The sequence below is a fragment of the Actinomadura sp. NPDC047616 genome, from assembly GCF_040642915.1.
Taxonomy (GTDB): domain Bacteria; phylum Actinomycetota; class Actinomycetes; order Streptosporangiales; family Streptosporangiaceae; genus Spirillospora; species Spirillospora miaoliensis.
Map to the genome: position 1 here is coordinate 23,173 of NZ_JBEYTB010000018.1, position 19,361 is coordinate 42,533.

Genomic DNA, 19,361 nt, shown 5'->3' on the forward strand with positions numbered 1-19,361 from the left:
TTCTGAACACACGGTCAGGACGGCGACGGCGGCGGGGCGACCCGCCCGTAGCGGGCGATGACCCGGTGCCGCAGCTCGGGGTCGTCGCGGGGCACCGGTTCCAGGAACACCTCGTCGATCTCCTCGTGCCGCTCCCGCAGCTCCTGGGCCATGCGCACGCAGGCGCGTTCGACGTCGGCGGAGGTGAGGGCGTCGCGGAAGTCCAGCCGCGCGCACACCAGGACGCGGTCGGCGCCGAAGGTCATGGTGACGATGTCGACGACCCATTCGATCTCGGGGGCCCGGCCCAGGTGCGCCCGCACGTCCCGCACCAGCCGCGGGTCGGCCTGGTTGCCGACCAGCAGGTTGAGGTTGATGCGGCCGAGCACCAGCGCCACGGCGGTCAGCAGTACGCCGATCAGGATGGAGCCGACGCCGTCCCAGGCGGCCGACCCGGTGAGCTGGTGCAGGCCGAGCCCGGCGAACGCCAGCGTCAGGCCCGCCAGGGCGGCCGAGTCCTCCAGCAGCACGCTGACGGACGTGGGGTCGTCGGTGCGGCGGATGTAGGTCCGCACCGGCAGGCCCTCGCCCCGGGCGTCGCCGCGTACCTGCCGCCACGCCTGCCGCAGGGAGATCGCCTCCAGCACGAACGACACCGCCAGCACCGCGTACCCGGCCAGCGGGTCGGCCTCGCCGCCGCGGTGGCCCAGCAGCGTCTGGACGCCCTGGTAGAACGCGAACAGCGCGCCCATCCCGAAGATCGCCACGGCGACCAGCAGGGTCCAGATGTAGCGTTCCTTGCCGTAGCCGAGGGGATGGCGGCGGTCGGCGGGGCGGCTGCTGCGGCGCAGCCCCACCATCAGCAGCACCTCGTTGAAGGTGTCGGCGACCGAGTGGGCGGCCTCGGCGGCCATGGACGCCGAGCCGGTGATCAGCGCGGCGGCCGTCTTGGCGACGGCGATTCCCAGGTTGGCGCCCAGGGCCAGCAGTACCGTCAGCATGCTCTCCCGGTGCCGGCCGCGCCGCGTGCCCTGTTCGTCCCCCTGCGGCCGCCGCCCGGCCTGCTGCTCTGTCTGCTGCTCGGCCTGCCGGTCCGTCTGCTCGGTCTGGTGCTCCGTCATAGGGACCTCCGTCCTCCAGCGTGTCACGCCCGTGCCCCGATACCCGCCCGCCCCTGGCTCAGCCCTGCCGGCGGCCGGGCGGCGCAGGCGTCAGGGGGCGGGGCGGCGGAGGGCCTGGCGGTCGGGTTTGCCGGACGGCAGCAGCGGGATCGCCTCCACCAGCTGCAGCTCGCGCGGCGCGGCGTAGGCGGGCATGGCGGTGCGGACGAAGGCGCGCAGGTCGTCCAGGGCGGGCGGGGCGCCGGCGGGCACGACGACGGCGGTGACGCGTTCCCCCCACTCGGGGTCGGGACGGCCCACCACGACCACGTCGCGCACGGACGGGTGGCGGGCCAGCAGCGCGGCGACCTCGCCCGCCACGACCTTCTCCCCGCCGGTGTTGATGACGTCGTCGGCGCGGCCGCGCACGCGCAGCCGTCCGTCGGGCTCCAGGGCGCCCAGGTCGGGGGTGAGGTACCAGTCGCCGTCGCGGGCGGCGGCGGTCAGGTCGGGGCGCAGCCGGTAGCCGGTGAACAGCAGGGGCCCGGCCAGGCGGATGCGGCCGTCGTCGCCGACCTCGGCGCGCACGCCGTCCAGGGGGACGCCGTCGTAGACGCATCCGCCGCAGGTCTCGCTCATGCCGTAGGAGGTGTGGACGCGTGCGCCGCGCCGGCGGGCCTGGGCGAGCAGGTCGGGGGAGGCGGGCGCGCCGCCCAGGACGATGGCGCCGACCTTGGCCAGGTCGGTTCCGGCGTCGACCAGGCGCCGCAGCTGGGTGGGGACCATCGCGGTGTGCGGCGGCCGGCCGGAGGCCAGGGCGGCGTCGAAGGCGGTCGGGTCGAAGCGCGGCAGGATGACCGGTTCGGTTCCGGCGACCAGGGACCGCACCAGCACCTGGACGCCGGCGATGTGGCTGGTGGGCAGGCAGCACAGCCAGCGGTCGCCGGGGCGGGCGCCGACGCGGGTCAACGTGGCGGCGGCCGAGTGCCGCAGCGCCGCCGCGGACAGTTCGACGATCTTGGGGGTGCCGGTGGATCCGGACGTGGCGATCAGCACGGCGGTGTCGGCGGCCGCCGGTATGCCGCCGTGGCGTGCGCGCAGCCCGTCGGCGGTGTGCACGGCGTGCGGGGCCAGGGCGTCCAGCAGCGTGCGCAGCGCGGGGGCGGGCAGGTCGGGCGACAGGGGGCAGATGGCCGGTCCGGTACCGTCCAGCGCGGCGGCCAGCGCCTGGAACAGCCGCCGGCCGGGGGGCAGCACGACGGCGTGCACCCGCCGTTCACCGGTGCGTTCGCTCGCGTGCGCGGCGGGGGCGGTGGGTGTGCTGTCCATGTCCCGGCCAGCCTAGACGATCTGTTGAACGCGTTCGAATTCGGCGGGGGCGGCCGAAGCGGTTGAATTGGGGACGCAGGGCACCCCGCACGCCGATCAAGGAAGAGGGCACATGCCACACGCGGGCAAGGTCTCCGAACTGTTCGACCCCGACGCCTGGAAGCCGGTCGAGGGGTTCGACTTCACCGACATCACCTACCACCGGGCCGTCGACCACGGGACGGTGCGGATCGCGTTCAACCGCCCCGAGGTGCGCAACGCGTTCCGCCCGCACACCGTCGACGAGCTGTACCGGGCGCTGGACCACGCGCGCATGTCCAGCGACGTGGGCTGCGTGCTGCTGACCGGCAACGGGCCGTCGCCGCGTGACGGCGGGTGGGCGTTCTGCTCGGGCGGCGACCAGCGCATCCGCGGCCGCGACGGCTACCGGTACGCGGCGGGCGAGACCGCCGAGACGATCGATCCGGCGCGGGCGGGGCGGCTGCACATCCTGGAGTGCCAGCGGCTGATCCGGTTCATGCCCAAGGTGGTGATCTGCGTGGTGCCGGGCTGGGCCGCCGGCGGCGGGCACAGCCTGCACGTGGTGTGCGACATGACGCTGGCCAGCCGTGAGCACGCCCGGTTCAAGCAGACCGACGCGGACGTGGCCAGCTTCGACGGCGGGTTCGGGTCGGCGTACCTGGCGCGGCAGGTGGGCCAGAAGTTCGCCCGGGAGATCTTCTTCCTGGGCGACACCTACGACGCCGAGGCCGCGCACCGCATGGGCATGGTGAACGCGGTGGTGCCGCACGCCGAGCTGGAGGCGACGGCGCTGGAGTGGGCGCGCAAGGTCAACGGCAAGAGCCCGACGGCGCAGCGGATGCTCAAGTACGCCTTCAACCTGGTCGACGACGGGCTGGTGGGGCAGCAGCTGTTCGCCGGTGAGGCGACGCGGCTGGCCTACGGCACCGAGGAGGCGGTGGAGGGCCGCGATTCGTTCCTGGAGAAGCGCGACCCCGATTGGTCGCGTTTCCCGTGGTACTACTAGGTTTTCTTCGAGCTTGTCACGGCAGGGGGTCGGATCCGGTGCGGGTGTATGCCATCCCGATGCGGACGCGGTTTCGCGGCATCACGCGGCGGGAGGGCGTGCTCGTGCGGGGTCCGGCCGGGTGGGGGGAGTTCTCCCCGTTCGCCGAGTACGGCCCGGCCGAGTGCGCCCGCTGGCTGGCCGCGGCGCGGGAGGCGGCGTTCGAGGGGTGGCCGGCGCCGGTGCGCGACCGGATCCCGGTGAACGTGACGGTTCCGGCGGTGGGGCCGGAACGGGCGCGCCAGATCGTCGCCGCGTCCGGGTGCCGGACCGCGAAGGTGAAGGTGGCCGAGCGGGGGCAGGACGAGGGCGACGACCTGGCGCGGGTGGAGGCGGTGCGTGACGCGCTGGGCCCGTCGGGCCGGGTGCGGGTGGACGTCAACGGCGCGTGGGACGTCGACACCGCGGCGCGGATGATCCGGCGGCTGGACCGGTTCGACCTGGAGTACGTCGAGCAGCCGTGCGCGACGCTGGAGGAGCTGGCGCGGGTGCGTCGCCTGGTGGACGTGCCGGTGGCGGCCGACGAGTCGATCCGCCGGGCCGAGGACCCGCTGAAGGTGCGGGCGGCCGAGGCGGCGGACGTGGCGGTGCTGAAGGTGCAGCCGCTGGGCGGGGTGCGCGCGGCGTTGCGGGTGGCCGAGGCGTGCGGGCTGCCGGTGGTGGTGTCCAGCGCGGTGGAGACGTCGGTGGGGCTGGCGGCGGGTGTGGCGTTGGCGGCGGCGCTGCCGGAGCTGCGGTACGCGTGCGGGCTGGCGACGCTGTCGCTGCTGCACGGCGACGTGGTGGACGACCCGTTGACGCCGGTCGGGGGCGAGTTGCCCGTGCGCCGTCCGCAGGTGGACGAGGCGGCGCTGGCCCGGCATGAGGCCGACGCCGCGACGGCCGGGCGGTGGCGGACGCGGGCCGCCGAGGCGCAGTCGCTGCTGGGCGGGCCGCCGGTGATCGGGGTGGTGCGTTGATGAACCCGGCGACCGCGCTGGCCACGGTGCTGGTGGACGAGCTGTTGCGGTGCGGCATGACCGACGCGGTGCTGGCGCCGGGGTCGCGGTCGGCGCCGTTGGCGCTGGCGCTGCACGAGGCGGCGGTGGCGGGCCGGATGCGGCTGCACGTGCGGATCGACGAGCGGTCGGCGTCGTTCGTGGCGCTGGGGCTGGCCAAGCGGTCGGGGCGTCCGGTGGCGATGGTGTGCACGTCGGGCACGGCGGCGGCCAACTTCCATCCGGCGGTGATCGAGGCGCACCAGTCGGGTGTGCCGCTGGTGGTGCTGACCGCCGACCGTCCCCCCGAGCTGCGCGACACCGGCGCCAACCAGACCATCGACCAGGTCAAGCTGTACGGGACGGCGGCGCGGTGGAGCTGTGAGATCGGGGTGCCGGAGAACCGTCCGGGGATGGTGGCGTACTGGCGGTCGGTGACCAGCCGGGCGTGGGGGCTGGCGCAGGCGCCCGAGCCGGGGCCGGTGCACCTGAACGTGGCGTTCCGTGAGCCGCTGATCCCCGACGGGGACGAGTCGTGGTGCGAGCCGCTGGACGGCGACGCGACGGGCGCGTGGACGAAGGTGCGGGCGGCCACGCCGGGGTCGGTGCTGCACGTGCCGGCGACGCGGCGCGGGGTGCTGGTGGTCGGGGACGGCGCGGTGAACGTCAAGCGGTACGTGGCGGCCGCGTCGATGGCGGGCTGGCCGGTGCTGTCGGAGCCCAGCGGCAACGCCCGCTACGGCGACCACGCGCTGTCGGCGCACCACTTCCTTCTGGGGGTGCCGGAGTTCGTGGAGCGGCACCGCCCGGAGGTGGTGGTGACGCTGGGCAAGCCGGGCCTGTCGCGGCCGTTGCTGTCGCTGCTGCGCCGCGCCGAGGAGCACATCGTGCTGGCGCCGGATCTGGCGCGGTGGCCGGATCCGGTGCGGTCGGCCACGCAGGTGGCGCAGGACGTGGAGATCCCGGTGGTGTCGGGCGACGACGCGTGGCTGCGGTCGTGGCGGACGGCCGACCGGGCGGCCGCGGCGGCGGTGGACGCGGTGCTGGACGCGGCGCCGGAGGTGACCGAGCCGCGGCTGGCGCGGGACCTGGCGGCGGCGTTGCCGGGCGGGTCGCTGCTGTTCAGCGCGGCCAGCATGCCGATCCGGGACCTGGACCAGGTGATGCGGCCGCGCCGCGGCATCCGGGTGATGGCCAACCGGGGCGCCAGCGGCATCGACGGGCTGGTGTCGACGGCGGTGGGCGCGGCGCTGGCGCACAGCGGCCGCTCGTACGCGCTGCTGGGCGATCTGGCGTTCCTGCACGACCACAACGGGCTGGTGCTGGGGCCGGACGAGCGCCGTCCCGATCTGGCGATCGTGGTGGTGAACAACCGCGGCGGGGGGATCTTCTCGCTGCTGCCGCAGGCGGCGCTGGACGGGCCGTTCGAGCGGGTGTTCGGCACTCCGCACCAGGTGGATCTGGAGCATGTGGCGGCGGCGCACGGGCTGCCGTACCGGCGGCTGGAGTCGGCGGCCGAGCTGCCCAAGGCGATCACGGGGGACGGGCTGCGGATCGTGGAGGCCCGTACCGACCGCGACGCCAACGCGGTGCTGCACGCGGCGATGCGCAAGGCCGCTCACAAGGCCGTCCGCGACCTGCTGTAGCGCCGCCCCGGGACCACCGGGGACCACCGCCCGGGAAGATCGTTTATGAAGATCGTTTATTGTGTCGCGGTGCGGTGGGGTGCCGTCGTAGCCTGTGGCGGGTGACCGCACTGGAGCAGCTCGCCGACCGGTACGTGACCGAGTTCGCCGCCCTGGACCCGTGCCGGGCGGCGATGATGGGGATCTCCGGGCAGGAGTCGCACCTGACCGACTACGGTCCCGACGGCTGGGCCGCGCGGCGGGAACTGACCCGCCGCACCCTGGCCGCGCTGGACGGCACGCCGCTGGACGGTCCCGCCGAACGCGTCGGCGCGGCCGTGCTGCGGGAACGGCTGGAGGTCGAGCGGGCGCTGGACGAGGCCGGGGTGCCCGACGCGTTCCTGGACACCACCGACGGTCCCGTGCAGCGGCTGCGCATGGCGTTCGAGCTGCTGGACCGGGGCCCCGGCACGCCGTGGGAGGCGGTGCTGGCGCGGCTGCGGGCACTGCCGGCGATGCTGGACGGCCTGCGCACCAGCCTCACCCTGGCGCGGCGGGACGGCCGCGTGGCCGCGCGGCGCCAGGTCGCCCGCAGCGCCGCCGACTGCCGTGTCATGACCGGCTACCTGACCGGGCTGGCCGCCCGTCACGGCGAGTTCTCCAAGGACGCCGCGTTGGGCGGCGCGCTGCGGGACGCGGCGGCCGCCGCGGCGGGCGCCCTGACCGGCTTCGCGGTGTTCCTGGAGGAGGAGCTGGCGCCGCACGCCCCCGAACGCGACGCGCTGGGCCGCGACCGGTACCTGCTGGGCGTGCGGGACTTCCTGGGCACGCGCCTGGACCTGGAGGACACCTACGCCTGGGGGTGGGCGGAACTGGCCCGTCTCAAGGCCGAGATCGCCGAGGTGGCCGCGCGGATCCGTCCCGGCGCGACGGTCGCCGAGGTGCGGGCGGCGCTGGACGCCGACCCCGCCCACCGCGTCCGCGGCGCCGAGGCGTTCCGGGCGTTCCTGCAGGAGCTGGCCGACGCCGCCATCGACGCGCTGGACGGCGTGCACTTCGACATCCCCGCGCCGCTGCGCCGCATCGAGTGCCGCATCCCGGCCGGTGACGCGGGCATCTACTACCTGTCGCCGGCCGAGGACGGGTCGCGTCCGGGCACGGTGTGGTGGAGCGTCACCGAACCCGACGAGGACATCGCCACCTGGTCGGTGCCGTCGACCATGTACCACGAGGGCGTGCCCGGCCACCATCTGCAGCTGGGCACGGCCACGCTGGCCATCGGCAGGCTCACCCGGTTCCAGCGGCTGGGATGCGAGCTGTACCCCGGTCACGGGGAGGGCTGGGCCCTGTACGCCGAGCGGCTGATGGACGAGCTGGGCTTCTACCGCGACCCCGCGCACAAGCTGGGCATGCTGGTGGGCGGCCAGCTGTTCCGCGCCGCCCGGGTCGTGCTGGACATCGGCCTGCACCTGGAGCTGCCGATCCCCGCCGGGACGGGGTTCCACGAGGGGGAGCGGTGGACGCCGCGGCTGGCCCGGGAGTTCCTGCGCGCGCACGCCACGTTGACCGCCGCCGGCGTCGCCTTCGAGATCGACCGGTACCTGGGGCGTCCCGGGCAGGCGATCGCCTACAAGGTGGGCGAGAAGGTGTGGCTGGAGGCGCGTGAAGCGGTGCGCCGCCGTGACGGCGAGGCGTTCGATCTCAAGGCGTTCCACCGCCGGGGCCTGGAGGTGGGGCCGATGGGCCTGGACCTTCTGCGCGCCGAACTGACCCGCCCCTGACCGGCGCCTGACGCGCTGCCGCGGCGGTTCCGGCGAGAAAACCTGTTGGGCCGGTGGCGCCGGCGCCCCTAAGATCAGCGGCATGGGAGCGATAACTGGCTTCGACGGCATCGTTGTCCGCGGTGCCGTCGTCTTCTGGCGGCTGCGCGGGCGGCGTCCGGCTCTGAACCTGCCGGGCCGTCGCGCCGATGTGTGATCTGACGCCTGCGTCTCTTCTTCGCGTGCACTGATCCGCGTTCCTCGGCGCGCGCACTTTCGCGTTCCTTTTCGCGTGGTGCCGTCGTGCTCCCATGCTCTTCGTGGTGTCCCGCAAGTTCAGGGCCGTGACCGGTCCCTTGCCCATCCGGACGGGCCTGTGCCCGTCCCGTCTGGCCGGTCGCGCCCCGCCTTCTCGTCCGCGTCGCCGGTGACGGCGTCAGCGCGCGGCCCGGCTGTGGCGTGTCCGGCCGCGGAGGACATCCACGATGACCCGAAACTCCACGCCACGCACCTCCGGCGCGTCCGGGCGCCCGGGCCCCCGGCGTCCCCGGTCCGGCCGTGACCGCGCCCGCCGTTTCCTGTCGCAGAACTTCCTGGCCGACCCGCGCGCGATCGATGTGATCGTGCGGTCGGTGGCCGCCCGTCCCGGTGACCTGGTGGTGGAGGTCGGCGCCGGGGACGGGCGGATCACCGCCGCGCTGGCCGCCGGCGACGCCTACGTCATCGCCTACGAGATCGACCCGGCGCTGGCCGGGCGGGTGCGTGAGCGGTGCGCCGACCTGCCCAACGTGCGGATCGTGCGCGGCGACTTCCTGCGGGCGCGGCCGCCGCGCGGCCCGTTCGCGGTGGCGGGCAACATCCCGTACTCGCTGACCTCGGCGATCGTCGAGTGGTGCCTGCGCGCCCCGGAGCTGACGTCGGCGACGCTGGTGACCCAGCTGGAGTACGCCCGCAAACGCACCGGCGACTACGGCCGCTGGAGCCTGGTGACCGTGCGGTCGTGGCCGCTGTTTCACTGGCGGCTGGGGGAGCGGATCGGCCGGGAGCTGTTCCGTCCCGTCCCGCGGGTCGACTCGGCGATCCTGCGGCTGGAGCGCCGCCCGCGGCCGCTGCTGCCCGCCTCGGCGCTGGCGGACTACGAACGGTGCGTCGCGCTGGGGTTCACGGGGGAGGGCGGCACCCTGCGGGCGTCGCTGCGGCGCGAGCATCCCCGGGGGAGGGTGGACGCGGCGCTGCGCGCGGCCGGGGTGGAGCGGGACGCGGTGGTCGCGTTCGTGCATCCGGACCAGTGGCTGCGGCTGTTCCGCGTCCTGCACGGCCTGCCGCCCGCCGAGGCTCGGTCCGGCACTCCCCGCCCCACCTGAACCTTACTTTGTCAAGGCGCTGGGTTGGTGCACTACCGATACCTGACAGCTAACCCTCACCGTGCAGAACCACCATCACCAAGGGAAGAACGCCTCACTTAGCGTGATGTTCGGCGACCGTAGGTGAGTACGGCGTCGTTGCACGGGCCGGCGGCCCAGGTCGGCCGGCCCGTGCAACGGGTTGAGTGGTTCGCCGCCGAGGTGGGCGTAGCGGCACGGCTTCCAGCGTCGCCTCTGGCATACCGTCCCGGCGAACATGACATGCCCGCCGAGCATGCGGATGTGCCAAATGCTCGGCGGGCGGTCGTGCCCACTGGCGGCAGGTGTCGGTTACGTGCCGCTGCCCGGCTGGCGTCGGGTCGTGCCGGCCTGTGGAGCCTGCCCGGGGCGGGTTCGGTGTGGGAGCGGCGCCGCGCTGTGGCCGTCACGGCGCTGGTCGGGGCCCGGGCCGGTCAGGCGGCCTGGCCGGGGGTGGTGCGGTACAGGACGTGGCGGCGCAGTGGGTGTCCGGCAGGCAGGACGGGGTGGTCGAAGTCGTCGCGAGGGTCGCGGGTCATGCCCAGGCGGCGCATGACGGCCTGGGAGCGGTCGTTGGGGACGGCGGTGAACGACACGATCTCGGGCAGCCCGGCCGTGGTGAAGCCGTACTCCAGGGCGCGGCGGGCGGCTTCGGTGGCGTAGCCGTGGCCCCAGGCGTGGTGGGCCAGCCGCCAGGCGATCTCGACGGTGGGGGTGAAGTGGGCGTCGAAGGCTGGGGTCCACAGGCCGGTGAAGCCGAGGAAGGCGCCGGTGCCGGTGTGCTGGACCGCCCACAGGCCGAAGCCGTGCCGGTCGAAGTGGGCTTCGATGCGGTCGATGAGGGCGTCGCTTTCGGCGCGGCTCAGCGTGGCGGGGAAGTGGTGCATGACCTGCGGGTCGGCGTTGAGGGCGGCGAAGGGGGCGCGGTCGGTGTCGCGCCAGCGTCGCAGCAGCAGGCGTGGGGTGGTCAGTTCCGGTCCGCTGTTCACCGGGTGACCCTACCGGCGGGCGGTCGGTGGCGGCGGGTCACGCGACGGCCACCAGGGCGGGCGGCGGTTGCCCCGGGTTGGATTATGACCTTAATGTTACGGTGTGCCACGACGTGCGGATCCGGTGGAGCGTCGTCGTCAGGTGGCGGAGGCGCTGCTGGCGGTGGTGGAGGACGAGGGGCTGGAGGCGGCGAGCATCCCGCGGATCGCCCGGGAGCTGAACGCCTCCACCGGCCTGGTGCAGGCGTATTTCCGCAGCAAGGACGAGCTGCTGCTGTTCGCGGCGCGGCATCTGGGTGATCTGATCAGGGCGCGTGTGGCCGCCGCGGTGCGTGCCGCCCCCGAGGGGGATGTCAGGCAGCGGCTGCTGCGTGCGATGTGCGTCGTTGCGGGCGCCGATGATGAGCGGGCGGCCGAGGGGCGGATCTGGCTGGCGTTCCTGGCGCGGGCGGCGTTCCATCCGGCGTTGCGTGAGGTGCATGTCGCGGGGGCGGCGGAGATCCGTGAGCATTGCCGGCGGGCGTTGGAGGCGGCGCGGGAGTTGGGGCGGGTGCCGCGGTGGGTTGACGCGGAGGCCGAGGCGTGGGCGTTGGCGGCGTTCGCGGACGGGCTGGCCGTCCAGCGTGCCGTCGCCCCGGAGGCCATGGCCGATGATCAGGTCCGCGTGTTGCTGGGGCGGTATCTCGACCGGATCTTCGTTGGCGCGGGCGGCGCAGGTGGCGGGGGAGGTGAGTGTGTGTGAGTGTCGCTGTGCTGCTGTCGTTGGCGGGGTTGGCGTTGCTGGACGGCACCAGCGTCGGCACGTTGTTCATCCCGGTGTGGCTGCTTTTGGTGCCGGGGCGGGTGCGGGCCGGACGGGTGGTGGTCTACCTGGGGACGCTTGCGGTGTTCTACTTCGCCGTCGGTGTGGTGGTGGTCGGTGGTGCGGGTTCGGTGGTCGCCGCGGTGGGTGGGGCGCTGGACGGTCGTGCCGCGCTGTGGGTGCAGCTGGCGGTGGGTGTGGGTCTGTTCGCGCTGAGTTTTCGTTTCGATCCCAAGCGGCGGGGTGAGGGGCGGGGCGGGGTGTCGCGTTGGCGGGAACGTGTGGCGGCGGGGTCGTCGTCGGTGGTGTGGGTGGTGGGTCTTGCGTTGGTGGCGGCGGTGGCCGAGGTCGCCACGATGCTGCCGTATCTGGGGGCGTTGGCGATGCTGGCCGCGTCCGATCTGCACGCTGGTGTCGTGGTGGTGCTGCTCGCCGGCTACTGCGTGGTCATGGTGCTTCCGGCGGGTGTGCTGCTGGTCGCGCGGGTCGTCGCCGCGTCCCGGGTGGAGCCGGTGCTGCGTCGGGTCGACGCCTGGATCGGTGACAGGGGGGCGGGCGCCACGGGATGGTTGCTGGCCATTGCGGGGTTCCTGGTGGCGCGGGACGCGGCCGCGCGTCTTTGGTTCATGGATGGGTGAGTGACACGGCCCCGGGGCGGGGTGGGGTGGTCACGTGGTGGTGGTGAGCAGGGCCATGAGGGCGACGCCGAGGGCGAGCCAGGCGGTGTAGTCGCCGATGTGCCCGGAGTGCAGGTGGTGCAGTCGTGCCGCGGTGGCGTGCAGTACGCGGGGGACGCGTTGGGAGACGCCGAGTGCGGCGACGGCGGCGGCGAGTGCGGCGGACAGGGCGATGCTGAGGATGCCGGGGACTGTCCAGGGGTGCGGGGTGTGTCCGGGTGGGGGTGGGGCGGGGTGCTGGTGGAGGATCGCGGCGGCGTAGGCGGGCGGGTCGGTGAAGGTGGCGGCGGCGGAGGTGACGGCGGGGCCGGGGATCCAGGTGATGGCCAGGCCGGCGGCGAGCAGGACCAGGCCGGGGGTGAGCATGGTCCAGGGCGTGCGGGTCAGTGGGACGGTGGTTTCGCGGTCTTGCCGGTCGCCGTCTTCACCTCCGCCGCCATTGTCGGTGTTGTTGGCGTTGTCGGTGCCGGGGGTGGGGTCGGGTGGTGGGGGGCCGGCGCCGCGGAAGACGCGCAGCCAGACGCGCAGGACGGCTCCGGCGGTGAGGCCGGAGGCGATGACGGCCAGGGGGGTGACCCACCACCAGCCGGCCTGTTCGGCGGCGTGTTCGATGAGGGTTTTGCCGAGCCACATGCCTGAGGGGGGCAGTCCGGCCAGGGCCAGGGCGCCGATGAGGAACACGGTGGCGGTGACGCGCATGGTGCGGCCGCGTCCGGCCAGGTGGTGTTCCTCGACGGTGGCGTGGCGGTTGAGCAGGACGCCGGCGCCGAGGAACAGGGCGCCTTTGACGGCGGCGTGGCCGGTGAGGTAGTAGGCGGTGCCGGTCAGGGCGTCGCGGTCGAGCAGGGCGATGCCGATGAGCAGCAGGCCGGTGTGGCTGATGGTGGAGTAGGCCAGCAGCCGTTTGATGTGGCGTTGGGTGACGCACATGACCGCGCCGAGCAGCGCGGCGGCGGCGCCGAGGGCGGCGGGTGCGGTGAGGGGGACGGTGTCGTGGAATGCGGTCCAGTAGAAGCGGGCGGTGGTGTAGACGCCGAGTTCGACCATGACGCCGGAGAACAGGACGCAGACGGGGGTGGGGGCGACGGCGTGGGCGTCGGCGAGCCAGAAGTGGAAGGGGACGGCGGCGGCTTTGATGAGCAGGCCGGAGCAGATGAGGACGAACGCGGCGGTGATGAGGGGCCGGTCGGCCGGGGGGAGGGTGTGCAGGGCGTGGTCGAGGCGGGCGAGGTTGAGTTCGCCGGTGCGGGCGTAGGTGAGGGCGATGCCGGTGAGGGTGAGGTAGGCGCCCAGGGAGTTGGTGATGCCGAAGTTGAGGGCGCCGTGGACGGTGGCGGGTTCTTCGGCCTGGTAGCCGGCCAGGACGAACGCCACGACGCTCATGAGTTCGAAGAACACGAAGGCGTTGAAGAGGTCGCCGGTGTAGGTGAGGGCGCACATGGCGGCCAGGAACAGCAGGGTCAGGGCGTGGAAGATGGCCTGGACCTCGGTGAAGTAGCGCCAGGTGAACACCAGGGCGGCCAGGGTGAGGGCGGCGATGGTGACGGCCAGTCCGGCGGCGAAGGGGTCGGCGGTCAGGGGGATGCCGACGCCGGTGGCGGGCTGCCAGCCGCCGAGCCAGGTGACGTCGGTGCCGTGGCGGGTGGTGTGGTGCAGGGTGAGGGCGGCCAGTGCGGTGACGGTGGCGGTGGTGGCGGCGGTCAGGGCGTCGACGGCCAGGCGGGGCAGGTGGCGTCCGGTGGCGGCCAGCAGCGCGGCGACCACGACCGGCAGCGCGATCGTCGTCTGCAGGATCACGGCCGGGGTGCCTTCGGGCCGGCGGGTCCCGTGTCGGCCGGTCCTGTCTGGGTGGGTCCTGTGCGGGTGGTGGCGGCCGGTTCCAGGGGGCGCAGGTGGGCGGGGTCGAGGGTGCCGCGGCGTTTGGCGACCTGCACGGCCAGGGCGAGCAGCAGGGCGGTGACGGTGGCGCCGACGACGATGTCGGTGAGGGTCATGGCCTGCACGACGGGGTCGACGGCGGCGTGGGCGTGGCGGCGGGCGGGGGTCAGGTCGGAGAAGACGGGGGCGGTTCCGCCGGCGCGGTAGCCGATGGTCAGCAGCAGCACGTAGGTGCCGGACTGGGTGACCGACAGGCACACGACGGCGTGGATGAGGTTGCGGGTGGTGACGATGCCGTAGATCCCGGCGAGCAGGATCCATCCGGCGGCCAGGTGGGGCAGGTGGGCGGTCAGGGTGCTCACCGGCCGGCCTCCCCGGTGCTCGGCGCGGCGCCGGGTGGGATGCCGGGCCGGGCGTCGGGTCGGCTGTCGGGGGGTTGGCGGATGAGCAGGGCCTGTTCGAAGAACTTGGCGAGCAGCAGCACCATGGCGCAGCCGACCTCGACGCCGACGGCGGTGTTGAGGGGGATGATCTGCCCGGCGGCGGCCAGGGCGAGTATGACGAACGCGCCGGCGGCCAGCGCCTCGCCGGTTTCGAAGGCGGGGATGGGGCGCAGGCGGCGCAGGGAGGGGTAGTCGCCGGCCAGGTACAGCATGTGCAGGGCGGTGCCGAGCAGGACGCCGCCCTGGAAGCCGCCGCCGGGTGACAGGTGGCCGTGGGCGACGACGTAGGCGCCGACCAGCAGGGTGACCGGCAGCAGCGCCAGGCCGGTGACGCGCAGCGCCTCGAACACCTCGGCTGGTCCGTGGCGCAGCGCGCCGGTCTGGGCCTCTTCCTCCCGGCCGACGGCGCGCAGCAGCACGACGGTGCCGAGGGCGGAGGCGATGAGGATGAGTTCCTCGCCGACGGTGTCGAAGGCGCGCTGGTCGAAGTTGACCGAGGAGACGGTGTTGGCGGTGGCGTGGTCGAGGGCTTGGCGGACGGCGCGGTCGCCGTAGGGGTGGAAGGCGGTGCCGAAGCCGGGCAGGCGCAGGGTGCCGGCGGTGTAGGCGGTGGCCAGGCCCGCGGCGGCGACGGTGAACAGGGTCAGGCGTGCGCGGCCGTTCACGTGTCGTCCCCGCGCCCGGCCGGCCGGTGCCGGTGTGTGTCGGGTGCGTGGGGGGCGGTTCCAGGTGGCGGGCCGCCGGGTGGCGGGGTGTCGAGGGGTGGCAGGTGGCGGCGGGCGGCGTGCACGGCCAGCAGCACCAGCAGGGGGATGACCACGGTGCCGACGCCGATCTGTGACAGCGCCACGTCAGGGGCCTGCAGGACGACGAACAGCACGCCCAGGGTCAGGCCGTAGCCCGACAGCACCATCGCCTGCCGTACGGGGGCGCGGGTGAGCACGACCACCGTGGCCATCACCACCGCCATCGCCGAGGTGAGGTAGATCAGCGCGTCCTTCATCACCGTTCCCCCTCTGACCGCCGTCCCGCCCGACCGCCACCCGAGCCGGGGCCGGGTTGCGGGTGGGGTTGCGGGTGGGGCCGGGTGGCGCGGTGGACGGCCTGCCCGGCGGTGGCCACGGCGGCCGGTCCGGTGCCGGTCAGCAGCACGGCGATGAGCAGCAGCTTGGCCACGTCGTGCCAGGACGACCATGGCCGCAACGCCAGCCCGGCCAGCACCAGCGGGGCGGCCACGGTGGTGACGGGCGCGACCACGTGCAGCCGTGTCGCCGCGTCGCGGGTGAGCGGGAGCCGCAGCGCGCACGCCACGGCCAGTACCGTCCCCGCCCAGGCCAGCGCGGTTCCGGCCGTCGCGGCGGTCATAGCGTGCGGGCCTGGAACCGGGCGAACACCAGCGATCCGGCCAGGGAGAGCACCGCCAGTACCAGCGCCACGTCCAGGTAGGCGGGGCGTGCGTAGACGGCGGCGAGCACGGCCAGGATGAGGGTGGCGAGGGGGCCGGCCAGGATGAGGGCTGCCAGCCGGTCGGCGGGCCGGCCGCGCGCCATCGCGGCCAGGCAGGGCGCCAGTCCGGCGGCCAGCAGGGTCAGTGCCAGGGCGGCCATACCGCTGTCACCTTCCGTTCCTGTCGTCGTGCCCGGCGCCGTTCCGCGTGCCGTTCCGTGTGCGAGTTGGTGTGCGGGTTCGTGTGGGGGCGCGGGTGAGGCGGTGCACGGTCAGCACGCCACGGTCCGGGTCGACGGTGGCGACGTACCCGCCGGGGGACGCCGACACCAGCAGCGTCACCGCGCCGCGCCGTGCGGCCTGGCGGCCCACGCGCATCTGGTCCCACTGTCCGTGCAGGCGCGGAGCGAGCACGCGGGCGGTGTCGGCGGCGATCCGGCCGGGCAGCCGCACCGCCAGCCGGCGCACCTGGTCGCCGCCGCCTCGTGCGGGCCGGGTGTTCAGCAGTGTGCGGCGCGCCGCCACCCCCGCCACGGCGGACGCGGCGGCCACCGCCGCGCCGACCAGCACCTCGGTCGGCGACAGCGTCGACACCAGCGCCGCGTAGATCGCCAGCAGCGGCACCCACCAGGCCGCGGCCTGGGCGGCGGTGCGCACCAGTGCGCGCCGGTGCGCGTGAGCGGAACGCATCGCGTCGTCCTCCTGCGTCGTGCCGTTGGCGGTGCGGGCCGGGATCGGGGTGCCGGGGGGTTGGCGGGTCACAGTTCGGCGAGCAGTTCGGCCAGGTGGACGGGGCGGGCGTCGGTGCCCGCCTCGATCTGGGTGCGGCAGGAGAACCCGTCGGCCAGGATCGCGGTGCCGGGGTCGTCGCGGCGTGCCTGGTCGACCTGCGGCCACAGGCCCAGTTCGGCGCAGCCGGTGGAGACCTCCCAGTGGCCGCGTTCGAACCCGAAGTTGCCGGCCATGCCGCAGCATCCGACGTCCAGGACGCGGGTTTGCACTCCGGCGCGGCGCAGCAGTTCGGCGTCGTCCTGGAATCCCCAGATGGCGTGCTGGTGGCAGTGGGGTTGCGCGAGCGCGGTGCGTCCGGTGCCGGGCGGTGGGACGCTGAACTGGCCGGGGGCGTGCTTGAGCAGGAACTCGGCGAGGGAGTAGGTCTGCTGCGACAGGCGCCGCACGTCGGCGGCGATGCCGCCGCCGTGGCGGGCGAATCCGGGTTCGCCGTCGCTGGCGCCGAACAGTTCGGGCGCGTCGGACTTGAACACCGCGGTGCAGCTGGGTTCCAGCGTCACCACGGGGATCCCGGCGCGCAGCCTGGGCGCCAGGGCCCGCACGGTGCGGCGCAGCACCCGTTCGGCGACGCCCAGCTGCCCGGTGGAGATCCAGGTCAGGCCGCAGCACAGCGGCACCGGCGGGACCTCCACGCGGAACCCGGCGCGGTCCAGCACGCGCAGCGCGGCGCGGGCGATGTGGGGGTGGAAGTTGTTGGTGAAGGTGTCGGGCCACAGCACCACGCGCGGCCGCCCGTCGGCCTCCCCGTCACAGTCGGGTTCGCCGTCGGGTTCGCCGCCGGGGCGGGGGGCGTGGCGGGTGAACTGGTCGGTGAAGCGTTGCGGCGCGAAGCGCGGCAGTTCACGCCGGGGGTCGACGCCGCCGGCGAACTTGACCAGGGCCTGCAGGACGGGGGCGTGGGTGAGGGCGTTGACGGTCACCGGGGCCGCCGCGGCCAGTTTCGCCCACACCGGCAGCCATGCCATCGCGTAGTGGGAGCGGGGCCGCAGCCGCCGCGCGTAGTGGTGGGCGAGGAACTCGGCCTTGTAGGTGGCCATGTCGACGTGGACGGGGCAGTCGCCGCGGCAGCCCTTGCACGCCAGGCACAGGTCCAGGGCGTCCAGGACGTCCTTGGATCGCCACCCGTCGGTGATGACCTGCCCGCGCATCATCTCCTCCAGGATGCGGGCGCGGCCGCGGGTGGTGTGGCGTTCCTCGCGGGTGACGCGGTAGCTGGGGCACATCACCCCGCCGCTGTGGGAGCGGCACTGCCCGATGCCCACGCAGCGGGCGGCGGCGTGGACGAAGCGGCCGTGGTCGTGGGGGTAGGTGAAGTGGGTGCGGGGTTCGGCGGGGTGGTAGCCGAGCAGGTCCAGGTCGTCGTCGAGGCGGTGGGGGCGGACGACCTTGCCGGGGTTCATGCGGTCGCCGGGGTCGAAGATGTGCTTGACGCGGGCGAACAGCTCCACCACGTCGTCGCCGAACATGATGGGCAGCAGTTCGCCGCGGGACTGGCCGTCGCCGTGCTCGCCCGACAGTGATCCGCCCGAGGCGGCCACCAGCCGTGCCGCGCGTTGGGCGAAGCGGCGGTACTTGTCCACGCCGTCGGGGTCGCGCAGGTCGAACGGGATGCGGGTGTGCACGCAGCCCTGACCGAAATGCCCGTACAGGGAGCAGCCGTCGTAGCCGAACTCGCGCAGCAGGGTGCGGAAGTCGCGCAGGTAGGCGGCGAGCTGGTCGGGGGCGACGGCGGCGTCCTCCCACCCTTCGTGGGTTTCGGGGCGTCCCGGCGGGTAGGCGGTGGCGCCCAGCCCGGCCTCGCGCAGCTTCCACAGGCGTTCTTCGGCGGCGGGGTCGTCAAGGAACGACACGGTGGGGGAGTGGCGGCCGCGGTGCAGGTCGTCCAGCAGGTCCTGGGCGCGGCGGTCGGCCTGCTCGCGGGTGTCGCCGCCGAACCGCACCATCAGCCATCCCGACCCTTGCGGCAGTTGCGACAGCGCGTCGCGTCCGGCCATGTGCTCGGCGCGGGCCAGGTCGATCAGGGTGTCGTCCACGCCCTCCAGGGCCAGCGGCCGGTGCGGCAGGATGCGCGGCACCGCCGCGGCGGCCCGCACGATGTCGTCGTAGCCGAGGACGACCAGCGCCTGGTGGGCCGGCACCGGCACCAGTGAGATCTCCGCGTGCAGCACGGTGACCAGGGTCGACTCGCTGCCGACCAGGGCACGCGCCAGGTGGAAGCCGCGTTCGGGCAGCAACGCGTCCAGGTTGTAGCCGGACACGCGGCGGGGGATGTCGGGGTAGCGGGTGCGGATCAGCGCCAGGTTGGCGTCGCGCAGGGCCCGCAGGTCGCGGTAGATCTGCGCGCGGTGGCCGCCGGCGGCCACGATCTGCCGGTAGTCGTCGTCGGTGGTGGCGCCGGCCCAGAACCGGGTCCCGTCGTAGGTGAGGACTTCCAGGCGTTCCACCGAGTCCGACATCTTCCCGTACGCCTGGGCGGACGCGCCGCAGGAGTTGTTGCCGACCATCCCGCCGATGGTGCAGGCGTCGTGGGTGGACGGCCGCGGCCCCACCATCAGCCCGTGCCGTGACAGTTCGGCGTTGACCTGGTCCAGCACCGCGCCCGGTTCGATGACGGCGCGGCGCGCGCCGGGGTCGACCGACACGACGCGGTTGCAGTACTTGGACCAGTCGATGACCACGGCGGTGTTGCAGCACTGCCCGGCCAGGCTGGTGCCGCCGCCGCGTGACAGCACCGGTACCTGGTGCCGCGCGCACACCGCGACGGCCTCGGCGGCGGCGTCGACGCTGCGCGGCGCGACCACCGCGATGGGGACCTGCCGGTAGTTGGAGGCGTCGTGGGCGTAGGCGGCGCGGGTGCCGTCGTCGAAGCGGACCTCACCGTCGACGCGGCGCCGCAGTTCCCGTTCCAGCTTGCGCGCCTGCCCACGCTTCAGCCCGGCGCCCTGCTCGCGGACGCGCCCGCGGGCGGGGCGGCGGGCGGGGGTGCGCTCTCGCACGTCCCGGGCGTCTGGCGCCTGGTGGGCGTCCCGGTTCTGGCGGGTGGTGCGGTGTCCAGACGGGATGTGGGTCATGTCCGCCGCATACCCCCACCTGAGGTTCCAATCATGCCCGCCAGC

18 protein-coding genes are annotated in these 19,361 nt (G+C 74.2%); 7 read left to right on the forward strand and 11 right to left on the reverse strand.

What is annotated here, in order from left to right; all coding sequences use genetic code 11:
* Window positions 1–14 precede the first annotated feature (14 nt).
* On the reverse strand, window positions 15–1,100 hold the full coding sequence (locus tag ABZ801_RS33645; RefSeq protein ID WP_360705755.1) for a cation diffusion facilitator family transporter: 1,086 nt from the start codon (window positions 1,098–1,100) through the stop codon (window positions 15–17).
* Between the two features lie 90 nt (window positions 1,101–1,190).
* Complete coding sequence (locus ABZ801_RS33650) at window positions 1,191–2,408, reverse strand: AMP-binding protein (RefSeq protein WP_360705757.1); 1,218 nt, start codon at window positions 2,406–2,408, stop codon at window positions 1,191–1,193.
* 112 nt (window positions 2,409–2,520) lie between these two features.
* Here ABZ801_RS33650 and ABZ801_RS33655 point away from each other — a divergent pair, with 112 nt between their 5' ends.
* From ABZ801_RS33655 to erm, 5 genes are all read left to right on the forward strand, one after another.
* Window positions 2,521–3,435, forward strand: a complete 915-nt coding sequence (locus ABZ801_RS33655; protein ID WP_360705760.1) for a 1,4-dihydroxy-2-naphthoyl-CoA synthase — start codon at window positions 2,521–2,523, stop codon at window positions 3,433–3,435.
* A 38-nt stretch (window positions 3,436–3,473) separates the two neighbouring features.
* Window positions 3,474–4,433, forward strand: coding sequence for an o-succinylbenzoate synthase (locus ABZ801_RS33660; protein WP_344942485.1), 960 nt, complete (start codon window positions 3,474–3,476; stop codon window positions 4,431–4,433).
* Complete coding sequence (gene menD, locus ABZ801_RS33665) at window positions 4,433–6,097, forward strand: 2-succinyl-5-enolpyruvyl-6-hydroxy-3-cyclohexene-1-carboxylic-acid synthase (protein WP_360705763.1); 1,665 nt, start codon at window positions 4,433–4,435, stop codon at window positions 6,095–6,097. Before ABZ801_RS33660 ends, menD begins: the two co-directional genes overlap by 1 nt.
* A 101-nt stretch (window positions 6,098–6,198) precedes the next feature.
* The gene (locus ABZ801_RS33670; RefSeq protein WP_360705766.1) at window positions 6,199–7,857 is read left to right on the forward strand and encodes a DUF885 domain-containing protein; all 1,659 of its coding nucleotides are present in this window, start codon (window positions 6,199–6,201) and stop codon (window positions 7,855–7,857) included.
* A gap of 464 nt (window positions 7,858–8,321) precedes the next feature.
* Window positions 8,322–9,200: an ErmE/ErmH/ErmO/ErmR family 23S rRNA (adenine(2058)-N(6))-methyltransferase gene (erm, locus tag ABZ801_RS33675; RefSeq protein WP_360705768.1), complete on the forward strand. Its 879-nt coding sequence runs from the start codon at window positions 8,322–8,324 to the stop codon at window positions 9,198–9,200.
* 452 nt (window positions 9,201–9,652) lie between these two features.
* Here erm and ABZ801_RS33680 read toward each other — a convergent pair whose 3' ends face one another.
* Window positions 9,653–10,207: a GNAT family N-acetyltransferase gene (locus ABZ801_RS33680; RefSeq protein ID WP_360705771.1), complete on the reverse strand. Its 555-nt coding sequence runs from the start codon at window positions 10,205–10,207 to the stop codon at window positions 9,653–9,655.
* Window positions 10,208–10,349: 142 nt separating this feature from the next.
* Between ABZ801_RS33680 and ABZ801_RS33685 the strand changes: the two genes are divergently transcribed.
* On the forward strand, window positions 10,350–10,949 hold the full coding sequence (locus tag ABZ801_RS33685; RefSeq protein ID WP_360705774.1) for a TetR/AcrR family transcriptional regulator: 600 nt from the start codon (window positions 10,350–10,352) through the stop codon (window positions 10,947–10,949).
* The gene (locus ABZ801_RS33690) at window positions 10,946–11,647 is read left to right on the forward strand and encodes a GAP family protein (protein ID WP_360705777.1); all 702 of its coding nucleotides are present in this window, start codon (window positions 10,946–10,948) and stop codon (window positions 11,645–11,647) included. The genes ABZ801_RS33685 and ABZ801_RS33690 overlap by 4 nt, the downstream gene beginning before the upstream one ends.
* Window positions 11,648–11,677: 30 nt before the next feature.
* On the opposite strand, the gene ABZ801_RS33695 is transcribed toward ABZ801_RS33690, so the two are convergent.
* The 8 genes from ABZ801_RS33695 to ABZ801_RS33730 are packed head-to-tail and all read right to left on the reverse strand — an operon-like array spanning window position 11,678 to window position 19,316.
* Entirely contained in the window at window positions 11,678–13,483 is a 1,806-nt protein-coding gene (locus ABZ801_RS33695) for a proton-conducting transporter membrane subunit (protein WP_360705779.1), read from the reverse strand.
* A complete protein-coding gene (locus tag ABZ801_RS33700) occupies window positions 13,480–13,926 on the reverse strand; it encodes a cation:proton antiporter subunit C (protein WP_344942508.1) in 447 nt (148 codons plus the stop codon). Before ABZ801_RS33700 ends, ABZ801_RS33695 begins: the two co-directional genes overlap by 4 nt.
* Window positions 13,923–14,672, reverse strand: a complete 750-nt coding sequence (locus tag ABZ801_RS33705; RefSeq protein ID WP_360705782.1) for an MnhB domain-containing protein — start codon at window positions 14,670–14,672, stop codon at window positions 13,923–13,925. The genes ABZ801_RS33700 and ABZ801_RS33705 overlap by 4 nt, the downstream gene beginning before the upstream one ends.
* Window positions 14,669–15,010 (reverse strand): DUF4040 domain-containing protein, encoded by a 342-nt coding sequence (locus ABZ801_RS33710; RefSeq protein WP_360705785.1) that lies wholly within the window; start codon window positions 15,008–15,010, stop codon window positions 14,669–14,671. Before ABZ801_RS33710 ends, ABZ801_RS33705 begins: the two co-directional genes overlap by 4 nt.
* The gene (locus tag ABZ801_RS33715; protein ID WP_360705788.1) at window positions 15,010–15,372 is read right to left on the reverse strand and encodes a monovalent cation/H(+) antiporter subunit G; all 363 of its coding nucleotides are present in this window, start codon (window positions 15,370–15,372) and stop codon (window positions 15,010–15,012) included. Before ABZ801_RS33715 ends, ABZ801_RS33710 begins: the two co-directional genes overlap by 1 nt.
* Window positions 15,369–15,614, reverse strand: a complete 246-nt coding sequence (locus ABZ801_RS33720; protein ID WP_360705790.1) for a monovalent cation/H+ antiporter complex subunit F — start codon at window positions 15,612–15,614, stop codon at window positions 15,369–15,371. Before ABZ801_RS33720 ends, ABZ801_RS33715 begins: the two co-directional genes overlap by 4 nt.
* Before the next feature lie 7 nt (window positions 15,615–15,621).
* Entirely contained in the window at window positions 15,622–16,215 is a 594-nt protein-coding gene (locus ABZ801_RS33725) for a hypothetical protein (RefSeq protein ID WP_360705793.1), read from the reverse strand.
* Window positions 16,212–19,316: an FAD-binding and (Fe-S)-binding domain-containing protein gene (locus tag ABZ801_RS33730; RefSeq protein WP_360705796.1), complete on the reverse strand. Its 3,105-nt coding sequence runs from the start codon at window positions 19,314–19,316 to the stop codon at window positions 16,212–16,214. Before ABZ801_RS33730 ends, ABZ801_RS33725 begins: the two co-directional genes overlap by 4 nt.
* Between the last annotated feature and the right edge of the window lie 45 nt (window positions 19,317–19,361).